The organism is Streptomyces sp. TRM49041 (assembly GCF_008271805.1).
Taxonomy (GTDB): domain Bacteria; phylum Actinomycetota; class Actinomycetes; order Streptomycetales; family Streptomycetaceae; genus Streptomyces.
Window position 1 is genome coordinate 1 of the sequence record NZ_VSRY01000162.1, and the last position, 16,748, is coordinate 16,748.

The window sequence follows — 16,748 nt, forward strand, 5'->3', positions numbered from 1 at the left end:
CTCGGCGTCGGGGACGCGCGGCTCGCCGGGGTGCTGGCGGCGCTGCTGCACCGGGAGCGGCGCGGTGCGCTCGCCGGGCGGCTCGCCCCCGGGCTGGGGCTGCCCCTCGCACGGCGCGTCGCCGACCTCGTCGGACTGCAGGGGGCGCTGCACCGGCCGTACCCGGACGAGGAGCGCCGGGGCGGGCTCGTACGGATGTCGTACGCCGTCGATCTGGACGTCCTGCATGCCGTCGCCGGGGCTGTGGCGGCGGACGCGGAGGCTCGCGAACAGGTGGAGTGGTCCGCGCTCTTCGCCGAGGAGGCCGGGGCACCGGAGCCGCCGCTGGACGGGGCGTTCGACGGGCTCGGCGCGGAGGCCGCCGTACGGTGCCGGGCCGAGGCCCGGGAGCTGTACGCGGCCGGCCGGGTCTCGGCCGTGGAGGAGGCGGTCGCGGCCACCTGGCGGTGGCGGGACGGGCGCTTCCCCCGGCTCGTGCACATGGTCGGGCCCTCGGGCAGCGGGAAGAGCTCCTTCGCTCGTGCTCTCGGCGGGGTCGACACGTATCTGTCCCTGGACGATGTGCGCGAGGAGCGAGGGGCCCGCGCCGACCAGCGGGCCAACGGCGACGTCCTGCGGCTCGGCCTGGAGAGACTCGACGCGGCGCTCGCGGCGGCGCGGGCCGACGGCGGGACCGTGCTGTGGGACGCCACCTCGCTCAATCCGCACCAGCGGTCGCTCGTGCACGCCGTCGCCCGGCGCCGCGACGCGCTGGTCACGCATGCGGTGGTGCTGGTCGACGAGGACGAGCTGGTACGGCGCAACACCGCCCGGGAGCATCCGGTGCCGCCCGAGGTACTCGCCTCGCAGGTGCGACGGTTCATGCCGCCGTACCCGGGCCAGGCGCACCGCACCTGGTACATCGGGGCGGGCGGGACCGTGGAGGAGGAGGCGTAGGTGCGTACGAGTGAGGAGATCTACCACCGGGTCCGGTGGGACTCCCGGTTCGACCCGGCGCGGTTCGTCGTGGGTGTCATGCAGCGGGGCGCCGCGCCCGAGCGGGTGCCGCTGCCCGCGTTCGTGCCCGGCGGGGAGATCCCCTGGCACCGGGTGCTGTTCTTCGAGGCGGACGGCGAGCTGGTCTGGGACCGGACGACGGGCGTGGACCGTATCGACGAGACCGAGGCCGGGCGGGTGCTGGAGGCAAGGCTGCTCCGGGCACCGTTCTTCACGGCGCGGTCGCCGTACGCGTGGGACGCGGCGGCGGGTGCGTGGGCGCGTGCCGAGGGCCCGCGTGGGGTGCCGGCGGCCGCGGGGCTGCGCGTACTCACCTGGAACACCCTCTGGGACCGGTACGACAGCGAGCGCATCGACACCGCCCTGCGCCGCCCGCTGCTGCTGGCGGCCCTGCGCGACGCCGACGCGGACGTGATCGCGCTGCAGGAGGTCGAGGCGGAGCTGCTCGGCATGCTGCTGGACGCGGAGTGGGTGCGGCGGGAGTACGTGCTCGGCACCGACCCGGGCGGGCGGGACGTCGAGGACTGCGGGCTGCTGCTGCTCAGCCGGGTGCCGGTGCGGGAGGCGGGCGCGCATGTCCTGGGCCCGCACAAGGCGGTGACGGCGGTGGTCGTGGAGACCGGCGCGGGGCCGCTGGTCGTCGCCGCCACGCATCTGAGCAGCGATCACTCCGAGGACGGGGCCGCGCGGCGGGAGGTCGAGCTGGTGCGGCTGGCCGAGGCGTTCGCGACGGTCGACGGCGATGTGGTGCTGGCCGGCGACTTCAACGACGGCGGGGACCTGCCCGGGACCACGCTGGGCATGCGGGACGCGTGGAGCGAGGTGCACGGGGCGGGCGACAGGACGCCGACGTTCGACCCGGGTGTGAACCCGCTGGCCGCCGTCTCGTCGCTGTCGGGGCGGGCGTCGCGGCTGGACCGCGTACTGCTGCGCGCGGACCGGCTGCGGGTGGACGCGGCGGCGCTGACGGGTGACACGCCGGAGCCGGGCGGGCTCTACGTGTCGGACCACTACGGCGTGGTGGCGGACCTGAGCCTCGACGGTGGGGGCGCGGCGGGCGCGCTGGACGCACGGCCCACGCCCCGTACGGCCGTGGCGTGGCTGCCGCCGGGTGAGCTGTGGCCGCCGGTGCAGGCCATCCGCCAGGACCACGACCCGCAGATCCGGCGGTGGCCGCCGCACGTGAATCTGCTGTTCGGGTTCGTACCGGAGGCGGAGTTCGAGCGGGCCGCGGAGCTGGTGGCCGCGGCGGTGCGCGAGGTGGCCCCGTTCGACGCGCTGCTGGACGGGGTGCACAGCTTCGGCCACCGCGACTACGCGACGGTGTGGCTGGACCCGGCGGCGGGCGGTGAGGCCCCGTGGGCGGAGCTGCGCCGCGCTCTGGAACAGCGCTTCCCCCGCTGCCGCGGCCACCGGCGGGGCTTCACCCCGCATCTGAGCCTGGGCCGCACGGAGGAACCCCTCGCCCTCACCGCGGAGTGCGAGGCCCGCCTGGGCGGCCCCCTGGAGGCACGCGTCGGCGAGGTGGCCCTGCTGTCCCGCCGGGGCGACGAGCCGATGCGGGTACGGGCGACGGTGACGCTGGGGACGGGCGAGGTGTGGTGGGTGGACGGGGGCGGTCGGGGCGGCCCGGGCGGCCCCGGCGCCCCGGATGAACCAGATGACCCGGGCGATCCGGATACCCGGGCTACCCGGGAGACCCGGGCCACCTCCGCTCCCCCGGCCGCGGCCGAAGTCGCCTCGCGCGTCGTGCGGCGGGTGACGCGGGCGCTGGCCGACGGGGTCGTGCACGTCGCCGGGTCGCGGCGCATGGGTTGTGCCCTGCCCGGCGCGGACCTTGATCTGGTGGCGGCGCTGCCGGGTGAGGTGGACCTGGCGGAGGTGCGGGCCCGTGTGGTGGCCGCGGTGCCCGGGGCGACCGGCGTACGCGAGGTGGTCGGAGCGCGGGTGCCGGGGCTGCGGCTCGTGGTCGACGGCCTGGGTGTGGACCTGGTGGTCGTGGCGACCGGAGCGGTACCGCCCGCGGAGGCCGTGGCGCGGCGCGCCGAACTGGGCGAGGCCGCCGCCGTCGCGCTCGGCGCGGTGAGCGACGCGGACGCCGTACTGGCGCAGGTGCCCGGTGACCGGCGTGCGGCGTTCGCCCGGCTGGCGCGCCAGGTCAAGGCATGGGCGCGGGCCCGTGGCCTGGACGCGGCACCGTTCGGCGGGCTGCCGGGGCTCGCGTGGTCGCTGCTCGCGGCGCGCACCGTCCGCGAGGCGGACGACCTGCGGCCCCGGGAACTGCTGCGGCGCTTCTTCGCGACGTGGGCGGCATGGGACTGGCGGGAGCCGGTGGGAGACCGGGAGCAGGCCGCCACCCTCCCCGTGACCGTGCTGACCCCCACGTACCCGCGGCGCCCGTGCACCGACCAGGTCGGCGCGGGTGGCCGGGACCTGCTGGTGCGGGAGCTGTACCGGGCCTGGGAGGTCCTGGAGTCGGGTGAGGTTCCATGGCGGAATCTGCTCGCGCCGCCGCCCCTGCACCGGCGCCACGCCGCCTGGGCGGTGGTCACCGTCCCGGTGGGACCGGACGAGGGCCGCGTCCGGGGCCGTACGCGAGCGCTGCTCACCGCCCTGGAGGAGGCCGGCGCCCCGGACGCCCACGCCTGGCCCCGCCCGTTCGAGTCGGGCCCCGGTTCCGTCCGGTACGCCATCGGCCTGGGCGCCACCCCGCCGGACCGGGCCGCCCTCGCGTCGGTCGGGGACCGGTGGCTGCGGGGGCTGCCGGGGGTGACCCTGCGATGGGCGGAGGGCGGGGAGGTACCGACACCGCACTGACCGAAACGTGCAAGCGTTCGGTGAATTACCCGCCCAGGCGAACGCAACCGCGTTTGGCATATTCCACCGGCCATATCGCCCTACGGTCCGCACATGGTCACTTCCTCACACGAGGCGATGCACCGGATCTTCCAGGAGGATCCCGGGATCTTCACCCGGACCTTCAAGAAGCTGCGCATCACCTTCCCCGACCCGGTAGCGGTGTCGATGCTGCCGACCGACGTCACGGAGACCAGGGCCGTGGAGCGGCGCATCGACACGCTCTTACGGATGGACACCGCGGACGGCGGCGGCTACCTCCTCGCCGTCGAGGCGCAGGGCCGCAAGGACCCCGAGAAGCACGGCAGCTGGGCGTACTACCTGGCCCACCTCTACGCCAAGTACGCCTTGCCGCCGGTACTCCTGGTGGTCTGCCAGGACGAGAACACCGCCCGCTGGGCCAAGGGCCCGATCCGCATCGGCCTCCCCGAGTGGCCGTGCCTGACCGTCCGTCCGCTGGTCCTGGGCCCGCACAACATCCCGCTCATCAAGGACGCGTCGATCGCGGCGGAGGACGTTCCGCTCGCGACCCTTTCAGCGATCACTCACGGTAAGAGTCCGAATGCCCCTGCCATACTGGAGGCGCTGGCGACCGCACTGAAGACCATCGACAAGGAAACGGCGGAAATCTTCGCCGAACTCACCGAACAGGGACTGGGCAAGACTCCAGCCGCGAAGATCTGGAAGGACCTGAAGATGGCCATCCCCACGTCTTTCTTCCGCTCCGAGACCTCCATGCTCCTCCGCGCCGAAGGACGCTCCGAAGGACGCGCCGAAGGACGCGCCGAGGACATCTTGCTGATTCTCGACGCCCGCGGCATCGACACCCCGCAGGACGCCCGTGACCGGATCACGGGCTGCACCGATCTGGACACCCTCGGACGCTGGCTCCGCCACGCGGTAACGGCCACCACCCTCGACGAGGTCTTCGCGGACTGACACCGGAAGAGGTGCCCCGCCCCCGACCCCCCGGCGGAGGCGGGGCACCGCCGTACCCCCGTCCGGCCGCCGCCTCAGTCCGCGGCCGACGCCCTCGCGACGTTCGCATTGATCCGCCGCAGGACCCTCAGGGCGGCCGCGTACTCCTCGTCCGGGACGCCCTCGTGGAGTCGCGCCCGCAGCTCCGTGACGAGATGCTTGACGCGGGCGTGGGCCGCCAGGCCGTCGGCCGTCAGGTGCAGGGCGCCGGCCTCGTCAGGGGCGAGCCATCCGCGGTGGAGCAACTGGTCGACGGCCCGCGGGATCTCGTACGCGTCGGCCGCGACGTCAGCGAGCCGCGCGGCCACCTCGTCGCGGGTGGCGCCCTTCTCCCCCGCCGCGAGCACGCGGTTGATACTCCACCACATCGGCTGGGTGACGTCGACACGGGCCATCGCGTCGCGGAGGTGGGCGACGACGGCTCCGTGGACCACACCGGTCCAGTAGCCGACGGGCTGCGCGGCGAGCTCTTCGTCGGTGGCGTTCGGGTCGGCGACAGCGGGGGCGAGAGAGGCAGCAGGTTTCTGAGTCATGGCTCGACGCTAGGACCTCGACCGCGCTTGAGGTCAACGGTGAACACCCCGCCGCATCCCAGGCAACCCCGCTTGTCGATAATCCGTCTAGCTGATCGCGGGAAGCGGCTACGACCAGCCCTTCGACCGCCACCATCAGCTCCACTCACTCAACAGCGGCCGCAGCAGTAGCACGGGGGCACAAGTGAACGACATACCGGGGGGCCGGGTCCGCTCTGCCGTTTTCCGGGCCGGTGCGCGGGACACCGGCGTACGGGACACCGTCGTACAGGACGGTGCACAGGGCGCCGCACCGGGCGGACCGCGCGACCGCCTCCGCCTCACCCGGCGCAGCACCCTCGCCGCCGCCGTCGCCCTCGCCGGAGCCACCGGCGTCGCGGGGCTCACCGGCTGCTCCGTCCCCGCCCCCCGCCGCAGCGGCCCCACCGCGGACCCCGCCCCCGGCATGCCGATCACCAGCTCGCGCCGCGCCCAGCTGATGCAGATCATGGCCCACCCGGACGACGACCTGTACTTCATGAACCCGGACTGCCGGCGCATGGTCGACGCGGGCGTCCCCCTCGTCTGCGTGTACGTGACCGCCGGCGAGCACAACGGCAAGAACCACATACCCGGCCGCCGCGACGAGCCCGTCGCCGACAAGGCCGCCTACTCCTCCGCCCGCCACCAGGGCCTGCGCCAGGCATACGCGCGGATGATCGGCCTGGACAAGTTCACCCCCTGGCAGAAGGGTGTGGCCACCCTCCGCGGTGACCGCCAGGCCGAGATCAACACCCTCGCGCACGGCAACCGCCGCGTCGAGCTGGTCTTCCTCAACCTCGCGATGCACGCCCCGCGCCGCTGGATGGCGGTGCCCAGCCTCTGGGAGGACCGGGCGCTCGGCCTGCGTACCGTCGTCGCCTCCGACTCGCCCGTCCGCCGGGCGTCCGACTACGACTACGACGGGCTGATCGACGTACTGGTCGGGCTGATGGAACGTTACCGCCCGACCGTGATCCACACCCTGGACCCCGACCCCGACATCCAGCACAGCGACGAGGCCACCCGCAAGAGGGACTCCGAGCAGCGCGGCTACTCGGACCACGGCGACCACACCGCCGTCGCGTCCTTCAGCTGGGCGGCGATGGTCCGCTGGGTCGCCGAGGCCACCAGGGGCGGCGGCGCGATCCCCGGCTTCGTCGCCACGTCCTTCCGCGGCTACTACAACCGCCACTGGCCCAAGAACCTCCCCGAGGCGGTGCTGAAGGAGAAGGCCGCCCACCTCGTGCCGTACGGCGGCGACCCCTCCTGGCCGTGCGGCAACAGCGGCGGCTGCGGCGACTACAACGTCGGCGGCACCCGCCCCCTCACCAACAAGAAGGGCTGGGTCCGCTCCACCCACTACCGCTACCCCGGCCCCGGCCCGGTCGTCGCGACCGGCCAGGACGGGCGGCTCTCCGTGTACGGGGTGCTGGGGCTGCGCGCGGTGCGCTGGCGCGAGACCCAGCCCGGCAGCGGCCAGTGGAACGAGCCCGACGACCTGGGCGGCGGGCCACTCGCCCCGGGCCTCGGCTCGGCGACGCTGCTGGACGGCCGACAGCTGCTGTTCGGGCTGCGGTTCGCCGCGCTCAGCGGCCACGGCGGCGCCAACGAGCGCGAGATCGTGGTGCTGGAGCAGCGCGCCACGGGCGGTCCGTTCCTCGCCTGGGCGGGCCTCGGCAACCCGGAGCGGGACGACGACCGGGGCCGGCGGATCGGCGTGCCGGTGGCGGTGACCGCCCCGGACGGGCGCGTCCATCTCTTCGTACGCAATGCCGACAAGGGCATCAGCACCCGGGTCCGGGACACCGACGGCACCTGGAGCCGCTGGCGGGACCTGGGGGGCGCCGAGATCCAGGACGGGCTGTCGGCGGCCGTGGACGGGCGCGGCCGGGTGCACGTCTTCGCCGCGGGGCGGGAGCGCGTACACCACTGGGCGCAGAACGCGTCCGGAGCGCCGGTCGCCTTCCGTGCGGACGGTCCGCTGCCGGCGCCCGGGGGTCCGGTGGACGTGGCCACCACTCCGAGCGGTGATCTGGCGCTGTACTACCGGCAGCCGGCCCGCGAGAAGCTCGTCGCGGTACGGGTCGACGGAGGCAGGCTCGCCACGCCCGCCTTCGACGGACATGGGCCGGTCAGCGCCGCCGGTACGCCGAGGGGGCCGGTCCTCCTCGGTCGTGATCTGCGTGGCCGCATCCTGCTGCAGGTGGGCGGTCGCCGCGCGGTCCGCGCCCAGGGCGTGGTCCCGCTGGACTCGGCGACGCTCCACCTGGGGGCGAAGGGCGCGATGGCCGTTGGCCTGGGCGCGGACGCGTACCCCTGGTCCTGGGCGTCCCACACCGACGCGGCGTAGCGAGGAGACGACCTCGCGGCGACGCGAAGGGCCCGCACGACGCGAGGGCCGCGACACCACGCGAAGGGCCCCGCACCTCTCGGTGCGGGGCCCTCCTCGATGCTGCAGGTGCTCCTGGGAGCAACCAGGTCAGATCGTCAAGAAGCCGAAGCTCACTTGGTGATCTTGGTGACCTGGCCGGCGCCGACGGTCCGGCCACCCTCACGGATGGCGAACTTCAGGCCCTCCTCCATGGCGACCGGCTGGATCAGCGCGACCGTCATGGTGGTGTTGTCGCCCGGCATGACCATCTCGGTGCCCTCGGGGAGGGTCACGACGCCGGTCACGTCCGTGGTACGGAAGTAGAACTGCGGGCGGTAGTTGTTGAAGAACGGCGTGTGGCGGCCACCCTCGTCCTTGGAGAGGATGTAGGCCTGCGCCTCGAACTCGGTGTGCGGCGTGACCGAGCCCGGCTTGATGATGACCTGGCCGCGCTCGACGTCCTCGCGCTTGATGCCACGGAGGAGCAGACCGACGTTCTCACCGGCCTGGCCCTCGTCGAGCAGCTTGCGGAACATCTCGATGCCGGTGACCGTGGTGGTGGTCTTCTCGGTCTTGATGCCGATGATGTCGACGGTCTCGTTGACCTTCAGGACACCACGCTCGATACGGCCGGTGACGACCGTACCGCGACCGGTGATGGTGAAGACGTCCTCGATCGGCATGAGGAACGGCTTGTCGACGTCGCGCTCCGGCTGCGGGATCGACTCGTCGACGGCCTTCATCAGGTTGAGGACCGACTCGCCCCACTCCTTGTCGCCCTCGAGGGCCTTCAGAGCGGAGACCTTGACGACCGGAACGTCGTCGCCGGGGAACTCGTACTCGGAGAGGAGCTCACGGACCTCGAGCTCGACGAGCTCCAGGATCTCCTCGTCGTCCACCATGTCGGCCTTGTTCAGGGCGACGACGATGTACGGAACGCCGACCTGGCGGGCCAGGAGCACGTGCTCCTTGGTCTGCGGCATCGGGCCGTCCGTGGCCGCGACCACGAGGATGGCGCCGTCCATCTGCGCCGCACCCGTGATCATGTTCTTGATGTAGTCCGCGTGACCGGGGCAGTCAACGTGCGCGTAGTGACGCGACTCGGTCTGGTACTCGACGTGCGCGATGGAGATGGTGATACCGCGCTGGCGCTCCTCAGGAGCCTTGTCGATCTGGTCGAAGGCCGAGGCCTCGTTCAGGTCCGGGTACGCGTCGTGCAGCACCTTGGTGATCGCCGCGGTAAGGGTCGTCTTACCGTGGTCGATGTGACCGATGGTGCCGATGTTGACGTGCGGCTTAGTCCGCTCGAACTTCGCCTTCGCCACTGGGGTCCTCCTGTGGAGTGGTTCTGTACGCCTTACTCAACGGCGCCAGGTGATCTTTGCTGGGATGCCGGCCCCGGGGCATTCGTCGCGGTCCGCGCCGAACGCCCCGGAGTATCCGGTGACAAGCCTAAAGCGTGAACTCGGGGGAGTTACTCGCCCTTGGCCTTCGCGATGATCTCCTCGGCGACGTTCCGCGGAACCTCGGCGTAGGAGTCGAACTGCATCGAGTAGCTTGCGCGACCCGAGGTCTTGCTGCGGAGGTCGCCGACGTAGCCGAACATCTCCGACAGCGGCACCAGGCCCTTGACGACGCGGGCGCCGGCGCGCTCCTCCATGGCCTGGATCTGGCCACGGCGGGAGTTGATGTCACCGATGACATCACCCATGTAGTCCTCGGGCGTGGTGACCTCAACGGCCATCATCGGCTCGAGGAGCACGGGGGACGCCTTCCGCGCGGCCTCCTTGAAGGCCTGCGAACCGGCGATCTTGAAGGCGAGCTCGGAGGAGTCGACCTCGTGGTAGCCACCGTCGATCAGGGTGACGCGCACGCCCGTCATCTCGTAGCCCGCGAGGATGCCGAACTGCATGGCCTCCTGGCAGCCGGCGTCCACCGAAGGGATGTATTCCTTCGGGATACGGCCACCGGTGACCTTGTTGACGAACTCGTACGAGGCGTCGCCGCCCTCGATCGGCTCGACCGCGATCTGCACCTTGGCGAACTGACCGGTACCACCGGTCTGCTTCTTGTGGGTGTAGTCGACGCGCTCGACCGTCTTGCGGATGGTCTCACGGTACGCGACCTGCGGCTTGCCGACGTTGGCCTCGACCTTGAACTCACGCTTCATACGGTCGACGAGCACCTCGAGGTGAAGCTCGCCCATACCGCCGATGACGGTCTGGCCGGTCTCCTCGTTGGTGTGCACCTGGAAGGAGGGGTCCTCCTCCGCGAGACGCTGGATGGCGACACCCAGCTTCTCCTGGTCACCCTTGGACTTGGGCTCGATGGCGACCTCGATGACCGGCGCCGGGAAGTCCATGGACTCCAGGATCACCGGGTTCTTGTCGTCGCACAGCGTCTCGCCGGTCGTGGTCTGCTTGAGACCCATGACGGCGACGATGTCACCGGCGCCCACCGACTCGATCTCCTCACGCTTGTTGGCGTGCATACGGTAGATCTTGCCGATGCGCTCCTTGCGGCCCTTGACGGAGTTCAGCACGGCGGTGCCGGACTCCAGGCGGCCGGAGTACACCCGGACGAAGGTGAGCTTGCCGAGGTGCGGGTCGCTCATGATCTTGAAGGCCAGCGCGGCGAGCGGCTCGGTGTCGGCCGGCTTGCGCGTCACGACCTGCTCGGCGTCCTTGACGTCGTGGCCCTCGATGGCCTCGATGTCGACCGGCGACGGCAGGTAGCGGACGACCGCGTCGAGCAGGGGCTGGACGCCCTTGTTCTTGAACGCGGTGCCACAGAACACCGGGGTGACCGTGGTGCCCGTGCCCTTGCCGGACGCGATGGTGATACGACGGATCGCGGCGTACAGCTGCTCCTCGGTGGGCTCCTGGCCCTCCAGGTACAGCTCCATGATCTCTTCGTCGTTCTCGGCCACGGCCTCGACGAGCTTGTTGCGGTACTCCTCGGCGGCCTCGGCGTGGGTGTCCGGGATGTCGACGGTGTCGTACATCTCGCCCTTGGCGGCCTCGGCGGACCAGACCAGCGCCTTCATGCGGACCAGGTCGATGACGCCCTTGAAGTCCGCCTCGGCACCGATCGGCAGCTGCATGACGATCGGCTGCGCGCCCAGGCGGTCCGAGATCATGTCCACGCAGCGGTGGAACTCGGCGCCCGTACGGTCGAGCTTGTTGACGAAGCAGATACGCGGAACGCCGTAGCGGTCCGCCTGACGCCAGACGGTCTCGGACTGCGGCTCCACACCGGCGACACCGTCGAACACGGTGACGGCACCGTCGAGGACGCGGAGCGAACGCTCCACCTCAACCGTGAAGTCCACGTGACCCGGGGTGTCGATGATGTTGATGGTGTGGTCGACGTCCTCGAGCGGCCAGTGGCAGGTCGTCGCGGCGGACGTGATCGTGATGCCGCGCTCCTGCTCCTGCTCCATCCAGTCCATCGTGGCAGCGCCGTCGTGGACCTCACCGATCTTGTACGAAACACCGGTGTAGAAGAGGATGCGCTCGGTCGTGGTCGTCTTGCCCGCGTCGATGTGGGCCATGATCCCGATATTGCGGACCTTGGCCAGGTCAAGCGAAGTGGTAGCCATAAGGCTTCAGTCTTCTCTCGGTCTCGATGTGGGGTGCGACTACCAGCGGTAGTGCGCGAAGGCCTTGTTGGACTCGGCCATCTTGTGCGTGTCCTCGCGCTTCTTGACCGATGCGCCGAGGCCGTTGGAGGCGTCGAGCAGCTCGTTCATCAGACGCTCGGTCATGGTCTTCTCGCGGCGGGCGCGCGAGTAACCCACGAGCCAGCGGAGAGCGAGGGTGGAGGCGCGACCGGGCTTGACCTCGATCGGCACCTGGTAGGTGGCGCCACCGACGCGGCGGGACTTCACCTCGAGAGCCGGCTTGACGTTCTCAAGGGCGCGCTTCAGCGTGATGACCGGGTCCTGGCCGGTCTTCTCGCGGAGACCCTCCATGGCGCCGTAGACGATGCGCTCGGCGGTGGAACGCTTGCCGTTGAGCAGGATCTTGTTGATGAGCGAGGTCACCAGAGGAGAACCGTAGACCGGGTCGATGATGACCGGGCGCTTCGGGGCGGGGCCCTTACGAGGCATTCTTACTTCTCCTTCTTGGCGCCGTAGCGGCTGCGGGCCTGCTTGCGGTTCTTGACACCCTGGGTGTCGAGCGAGCCGCGGATGATCTTGTAGCGAACACCCGGCAGGTCCTTCACACGGCCACCTCGCACGAGCACGATGGAGTGCTCCTGCAGGTTGTGTCCCTCACCCGGAATGTAAGCCGTGACCTCGATCCCGGAGGTCAGACGCACACGCGCGACCTTGCGGAGGGCCGAGTTCGGCTTCTTCGGGGTGGTCGTGAACACACGCGTGCAGACGCCGCGACGCTGAGGGGAACCCTCGAGTGCGGGCGTCTTGTTCTTCTCGACCTTGTCCTGCCGGCCCTTACGGACCAGCTGCTGGATCGTAGGCACTACTTCTCCGGTTTCTGTGTGCCGTGTAGTGAAGCTAACCTGGAACGTCGCCGACCCACGCGGTCGGGTGTGTCGAATCCTCCGGACCCCCGCCTGGCGGCGGAGAGACGCGGATTGCGGTGGCCCGTGCCGACTCTCCGTGCGGTTGATGACACGCACAGGAGCCCAGGCACACCCCAGGCACAAGGTCTGAGCGTACCTATCGCATGGACTCCGGTCAAAACAAATGCCACGCCGCGCAGCCCGCCCGACCGGCCGGGCACCAGCACGGCGGGGCTCAGGGGGCCGGGTCGTCCGGGGTGGCCTCGTCGCGGGGGCGGCGGGGTCGGCGGGACCGGGTGAGGCGGGGGATGGTGGGGACCTTGGAGCCGGGGCGCTTGCGCTCCAGGGAGGGCCGCCCACCGGGCGTGGCCTGGGCGTCGTCCTGACCGGCGCCCTCCGGGGGCGCCGCCCGCTGCTCGGGGAACGGGATCACCTCTCCGCGCCCGGAGCCGCGCCGCACCAGGCGGAGGCCACGGGCGGCCCCCGCCGCCGTCCGGGTCTCCTGCAACGCGCGCTCGTAGACCGCGGCGGCGTCCCGCCACCCCTCCCCGTACGCCTGGAACTCCCGCCGCTCGATCTCCTCCCGCAGCAGCACGACGACCTCCTCCGGCCCGTGCCGTTCGAGGTACTCCCCCAGCGTGGCGAGCAGCCTGGGCAGATCGTCGTGGGGCTCCGGCTGCGGACGCTCACCGTTCGGCCGTTCGTGTCCCCGGGGTCTCTCTGGATCCTCGGACCGTTCGCTCTCCCGCTGCGGGTACTCGTCGGACCGCTGGTGTTCCCGGTCGCGCCCGGCCCGCCTGCCGTGCTCGGCCATCACACGACTCTCTCTCGGTCCCGGCACCGCGCCGCCCACGGACGACACCGGCGTCGTACACGTGGTCGCACAGGTGGTCGTACATGTAGGAGGGCGTACAACTGTGCACTGTCGTGGGGGGCAAGCCACGACAGCTTACTGGGACGTACGGGGTCACCCGTTCGGCGGTTGCGGGGTTTCAGCGCGACAACTCCCGCAGCACGCCGGTCAGTCGGACGCCAGCGTCGTCCGCTCCTCGCCCAGCGCGGCCGCGGCGTCCGGCAGGAACTGGCCCGCGACCCGGATGAACATCTCCCGCTGCTCCGGCGGCACGCCGAGCCCCGCCGCGGCCTCCTCCAGCGTGAGGTGCCGGGCGGCCGCCCCGCCGCCCGCCGAACGGCCGCCCTCCGGCGCGCTCGGCAGCGGGAGGTCCTCCTCCGTGAGCCGGCCGGAGCGGATGAGCATCTCCCGCACCGGCACCTGCAGCACATGCGCGAGCCGCCTCGTGGTCTCCAGGTCCGGCATGCTCTGCCGCTGCAGCAGCCGCGTGATCGCCGCCCGGTGCACACCGGCCTCGTCGGCGAGGCGGGACTTCCCGCCGCCGCGGGGGCTGTCGATGTCGAAGCCACGCCGACGGATCAGCTCTTCGAGCCAGGCCGCGAACTGCTCCAGATCGCTGGTCGTCATGGTGGTCGCCTCCCTCCGAAGCGGGCCCAGAATACCGCGCTTGCGCGCAAGGAATTACCGGTTCCGCGACCTTATTGTGAGGGTTATGTAGGCAAGTTCCGTTAGGGCAGCGGGGTTTCACGGTTGCGTGCCCACTCGCAACATTTTAATGTGCGAGCACGCAACAAGCTCGTCGAAGAGCCAACGGAGGACCCCATGCCGAGTGTCACCACCCCACAGACCCCGCCGACCCCACAGACCCCGCTGACCGCACCGGCCCCGTCGGCCCCACCGGCCCCGCCACAGCGCCTGGACTGGCGTGCGTCCGCCGCCTGCGCCGGCCTCCCACCGCAGGTCGTCTTCGCCCGGCGCGCGGCCGTCGCCGAGCCCGCGCTGCGCGCCTGCGGCCGCTGCCTGGTGCTGCGCCGCTGCGAGGAGACCGTCGCTCCCGCGGAGAGCTGGTTCGACGGCGTCAGCGCGGGCGTGCTCTGGCGCAACGGCCGCCCCGTCCCCCTCCACCGAGGCCGTAAGGGCGCCCGCCGCACCGCCACCCGGGGGCGCTCGTGACCGCACCGGCTCACGACGACGCCCACGCGACGGCGCGCGACGCCGCGTTCTGGATCGAGACCCTGCTGCGCCAGCACCCCGAGCTGCTGACCGAACTGGCCCCCTCCCGCCGCTCCCCCTCCACGCCCGGCCCGCGCCGCGGCGGCTCCGGTGCCCGCGCCTCCGGTGGCACCGCACCACTGCGCCTGCACGTCTCCGACACGATCCGCGACATCACGGACGGCGTCGTCGAGCTGGACGAGGCCGTCCACGACCGGCTGCGACTGCCCCGCCCGCGCCGCGCCCAGGTCCCCCAGCGGCTCACCCGGGTCGCCGGGCTGCTCGACCACGCCGGCGGCGACCCCGTACTGGTCACGCACATCCGGGACGAGGCGCGGCGCATGGCCCGCCGCTGCTCCCGCGCCCTGGGCGAGGCGGAGCCGGTCGTACGGGTCGAGGGCCGGTGCCCGTGGTGCGACTCGGTGTCGCTGCGCGCGTTCCCGGCGCGGCGGTCGGTGCTGTGCGTGAACCCGGCCTGCCACTGCGGCGACGAGCTGTGCGACTGCCGTACGGACCCGGCGTACCGGCACGCCTGGCCGGAGGAGGAGTGGACACGATGACGCTGATCACCGGGGCCCTCGCGGCGCGTGAGGTGGACGTGGCGCCCGCGACGATCCGCAAGTGGGTGCAGCTGGGCCATCTGAGCCCGGCCGGCCGCCAGGGCCGTACGCACCTGTTCCGGCTGGAGGACGTGTTCGCGGCCGAGCGGGCGACGCGCCGCAGAGCGAGATAGCAGAACGAGAAGAGGAGGAGGGGCCGCCCCGATGGGCGGCCCCTCCTCCTCTTTCTCGCTGCCCTCATGAACGAGCCGCAGGGCCCCCGGCCGTGATGGCGACGGCTTCGCTCCAGCCGCTGCTGAACCCGCGTGTCTCCGCGTCGATGGCGATGCGCGCGCCGACCTTCCCGACGACGGCGGTCAGTGTCCTGGCGAGATCCGCCGTGTACGTCCCGGCCTCGCCCGCCTCGGCGGCCACCTCCACTGCGGCGGCCACCACGTCCGCCAGTCGCTCCTGGGCGCTGATCACCATCGTGCTCCCGTCCTCGATCCGCCGCTCACGCCACCTTCTCGAATGGATGTTCGATACCTCAGAGAGTAACGCACACGCCACGCCTCACACGGCGAATTGCGAGCGCGAGCAAGTTAGTTGCGCGCTCGCACGTCTTCGTTCACAATGGATGCAGCGGCGGAGCTGTGCCCACCTCCCTCCGAGGTACAGCTCCGCCGTCGCCTTTCCCGGTGCGACCACAGGAGTGATGCCCCGTCATGAGCTCTCCCCCGAGCACCTTCCCCGATGTGGAGGCCATCGTCGTGGACCTCCTCTCCGACCGCGCGGAACTGGCGGACGCCATCGTCGACGAGACCCCGCCGCCCGGCTTCGACGGCACGGCCAAGGCCGTGATCGTCTCCCGGCGCGGCGGCGCCTGGATCGACGACCTCCACCTCGACCAGCCACTGATCGAGCTGGAGTGCTACGGCCCCGACAAGCCCACCGCACACCTGCTGGCGAACGCGGCCCGCGCCGAACTGCTGGCCGCCACCGGCACGGTGTACGCCACCACGACGATCACCGACGTCAGCGAGGCCGACGGCCCGCGCTGGCTGCCGGACTACGTCTACACCGCCGCCAACCGCTACCTCTGCGTGCTGCGGCTCTCCCTGCGTACGGACTGAACGCCCGTTCCGTACGCCCCACAGACAGGCCCTGCCGGTACGCCGGCGGGGCCTTCGCCGTACCCACCGCGGCACGGCGCGCACGACCCACCACTCTCCACTCATCTCTCTCAAGGAGCCCTCAATGGCAGGCAACAACTCGTCCGAGATCCGTGTCGCCGGCACCGGCCGTGTCCTCGTCGCCGAGGTCGGCGCGGCCCTCCCGACCGCCTTCACCGACAACCCCTCCGCCGACTGGGGCACCGGATGGACGGACCTCGGCTACACGTCCACCGACGGCGTCACCTTCTCCAAGAAGGACAAGCTGGACCCGGTCGAGACCTGGCAGTCCATCAGCCCGGCCCGGTTCGTGTACGCGGACCGCGACCTGACGCTGAAGTTCTCGATGCTCCAGTTCAACGAGGACACGCTGCCGTTCTTCCTGGGCGGCAAGAAGACGGACTTCCGGTCCGACCAGACCGCCAACCCGGGCGTGTACGAGTTCGACGTGCCGGACGGCCCGACCTTCGACGAGCGGGCGCTGGGCCTGGAGTTCACCGACGGGTCCCAGGTCACGTACCGCTTCGTCATCCCGCGCGGCCAGGTGACCGCCACCGACGACATCAAGCTCGCCCGCAAGGCGGCCGCGATGCTCGGCGTGACGTTCACGGCGCTGTCGCCGGGTGACAACCAGGCGCTGGCCACCTTCGTGATGAAGGACCCGGCGTACGCCACCGTGTGATCCCCGCC

At 71.5% G+C, this 16,748-nt stretch carries 17 protein-coding genes; 9 read left to right on the forward strand and 8 right to left on the reverse strand.

Annotated elements, in window-relative coordinates; translation table 11 throughout:
* The 3 genes from FVS66_RS27505 to FVS66_RS27515 all read left to right on the forward strand — a co-directional run.
* On the forward strand, positions 1-936 hold a 936-nt coding region (locus FVS66_RS27505), incomplete at its 5' end, for an ATP-binding protein (protein WP_149183936.1).
* Positions 937-3,813 (forward strand): poly(A) polymerase, encoded by a 2,877-nt coding sequence (locus tag FVS66_RS27510; protein WP_149183937.1) that lies wholly within the window; start codon positions 937-939, stop codon positions 3,811-3,813.
* 93 nt (positions 3,814-3,906) lie between these two features.
* Positions 3,907-4,791, forward strand: coding sequence for a hypothetical protein (locus FVS66_RS27515; RefSeq protein WP_149183938.1), 885 nt, complete (start codon positions 3,907-3,909; stop codon positions 4,789-4,791).
* A 74-nt stretch (positions 4,792-4,865) separates the two neighbouring features.
* Here the strand turns inward: FVS66_RS27515 and FVS66_RS27520 are convergent, their stop codons facing one another.
* Entirely contained in the window at positions 4,866-5,363 is a 498-nt protein-coding gene (locus FVS66_RS27520) for a MarR family transcriptional regulator (protein WP_149183939.1), read from the reverse strand.
* A 184-nt stretch (positions 5,364-5,547) separates the two neighbouring features.
* On the opposite strand from FVS66_RS27520, the gene FVS66_RS27525 reads away from it, so the two are divergent.
* Positions 5,548-7,734, forward strand: a complete 2,187-nt coding sequence (locus FVS66_RS27525) for a PIG-L family deacetylase (protein WP_149183940.1) — start codon at positions 5,548-5,550, stop codon at positions 7,732-7,734.
* A 152-nt stretch (positions 7,735-7,886) separates the two neighbouring features.
* Here FVS66_RS27525 and tuf read toward each other — a convergent pair whose 3' ends face one another.
* The 6 genes from tuf to FVS66_RS27555 form a co-directional block, all read right to left on the reverse strand.
* Positions 7,887-9,080, reverse strand: coding sequence for an elongation factor Tu (gene tuf, locus FVS66_RS27530; RefSeq protein WP_149183941.1), 1,194 nt, complete (start codon positions 9,078-9,080; stop codon positions 7,887-7,889).
* 149 nt (positions 9,081-9,229) lie between these two features.
* The gene (gene fusA, locus FVS66_RS27535) at positions 9,230-11,356 is read right to left on the reverse strand and encodes an elongation factor G (RefSeq protein ID WP_149183942.1); all 2,127 of its coding nucleotides are present in this window, start codon (positions 11,354-11,356) and stop codon (positions 9,230-9,232) included.
* Between the two features lie 39 nt (positions 11,357-11,395).
* Positions 11,396-11,866, reverse strand: coding sequence for a 30S ribosomal protein S7 (gene rpsG, locus FVS66_RS27540; protein WP_023587042.1), 471 nt, complete (start codon positions 11,864-11,866; stop codon positions 11,396-11,398).
* A 2-nt stretch (positions 11,867-11,868) separates the two neighbouring features.
* Positions 11,869-12,240: a 30S ribosomal protein S12 gene (gene rpsL, locus FVS66_RS27545; protein ID WP_003948652.1), complete on the reverse strand. Its 372-nt coding sequence runs from the start codon at positions 12,238-12,240 to the stop codon at positions 11,869-11,871.
* A gap of 277 nt (positions 12,241-12,517) precedes the next feature.
* Positions 12,518-13,096: a hypothetical protein gene (locus tag FVS66_RS27550; RefSeq protein ID WP_149183943.1), complete on the reverse strand. Its 579-nt coding sequence runs from the start codon at positions 13,094-13,096 to the stop codon at positions 12,518-12,520.
* Between the two features lie 207 nt (positions 13,097-13,303).
* Positions 13,304-13,762 carry a helix-turn-helix transcriptional regulator gene (locus FVS66_RS27555; protein ID WP_149183944.1) on the reverse strand — a complete coding sequence of 153 codons (459 nt, stop codon included), beginning with the start codon at positions 13,760-13,762 and terminating at the stop codon, positions 13,304-13,306.
* A gap of 195 nt (positions 13,763-13,957) precedes the next feature.
* On the opposite strand from FVS66_RS27555, the gene FVS66_RS27560 reads away from it, so the two are divergent.
* Genes FVS66_RS27560 through FVS66_RS27570 form a run of 3 tightly spaced genes read left to right on the forward strand, consistent with a single transcriptional unit; the run spans position 13,958 to position 15,080 of the window.
* Complete coding sequence (locus FVS66_RS27560) at positions 13,958-14,308, forward strand: WhiB family transcriptional regulator (RefSeq protein WP_149183945.1); 351 nt, start codon at positions 13,958-13,960, stop codon at positions 14,306-14,308.
* The gene (locus tag FVS66_RS27565; protein ID WP_149183946.1) at positions 14,305-14,907 is read left to right on the forward strand and encodes a hypothetical protein; all 603 of its coding nucleotides are present in this window, start codon (positions 14,305-14,307) and stop codon (positions 14,905-14,907) included. The genes FVS66_RS27560 and FVS66_RS27565 overlap by 4 nt, the downstream gene beginning before the upstream one ends.
* Complete coding sequence (locus FVS66_RS27570) at positions 14,904-15,080, forward strand: helix-turn-helix domain-containing protein (RefSeq protein ID WP_149183947.1); 177 nt, start codon at positions 14,904-14,906, stop codon at positions 15,078-15,080. Before FVS66_RS27565 ends, FVS66_RS27570 begins: the two co-directional genes overlap by 4 nt.
* A 64-nt stretch (positions 15,081-15,144) precedes the next feature.
* Here FVS66_RS27570 and FVS66_RS27575 read toward each other — a convergent pair whose 3' ends face one another.
* Positions 15,145-15,375, reverse strand: coding sequence for a hypothetical protein (locus FVS66_RS27575; RefSeq protein ID WP_149183948.1), 231 nt, complete (start codon positions 15,373-15,375; stop codon positions 15,145-15,147).
* Positions 15,376-15,611: 236 nt separating this feature from the next.
* Here FVS66_RS27575 and FVS66_RS27580 point away from each other — a divergent pair, with 236 nt between their 5' ends.
* Complete coding sequence (locus FVS66_RS27580; RefSeq protein ID WP_149183949.1) at positions 15,612-16,019, forward strand: hypothetical protein; 408 nt, start codon at positions 15,612-15,614, stop codon at positions 16,017-16,019.
* A 124-nt stretch (positions 16,020-16,143) separates the two neighbouring features.
* Positions 16,144-16,740, forward strand: a complete 597-nt coding sequence (locus FVS66_RS27585) for a phage tail protein (RefSeq protein WP_149183950.1) — start codon at positions 16,144-16,146, stop codon at positions 16,738-16,740.
* Positions 16,741-16,748 lie beyond the last annotated feature (8 nt).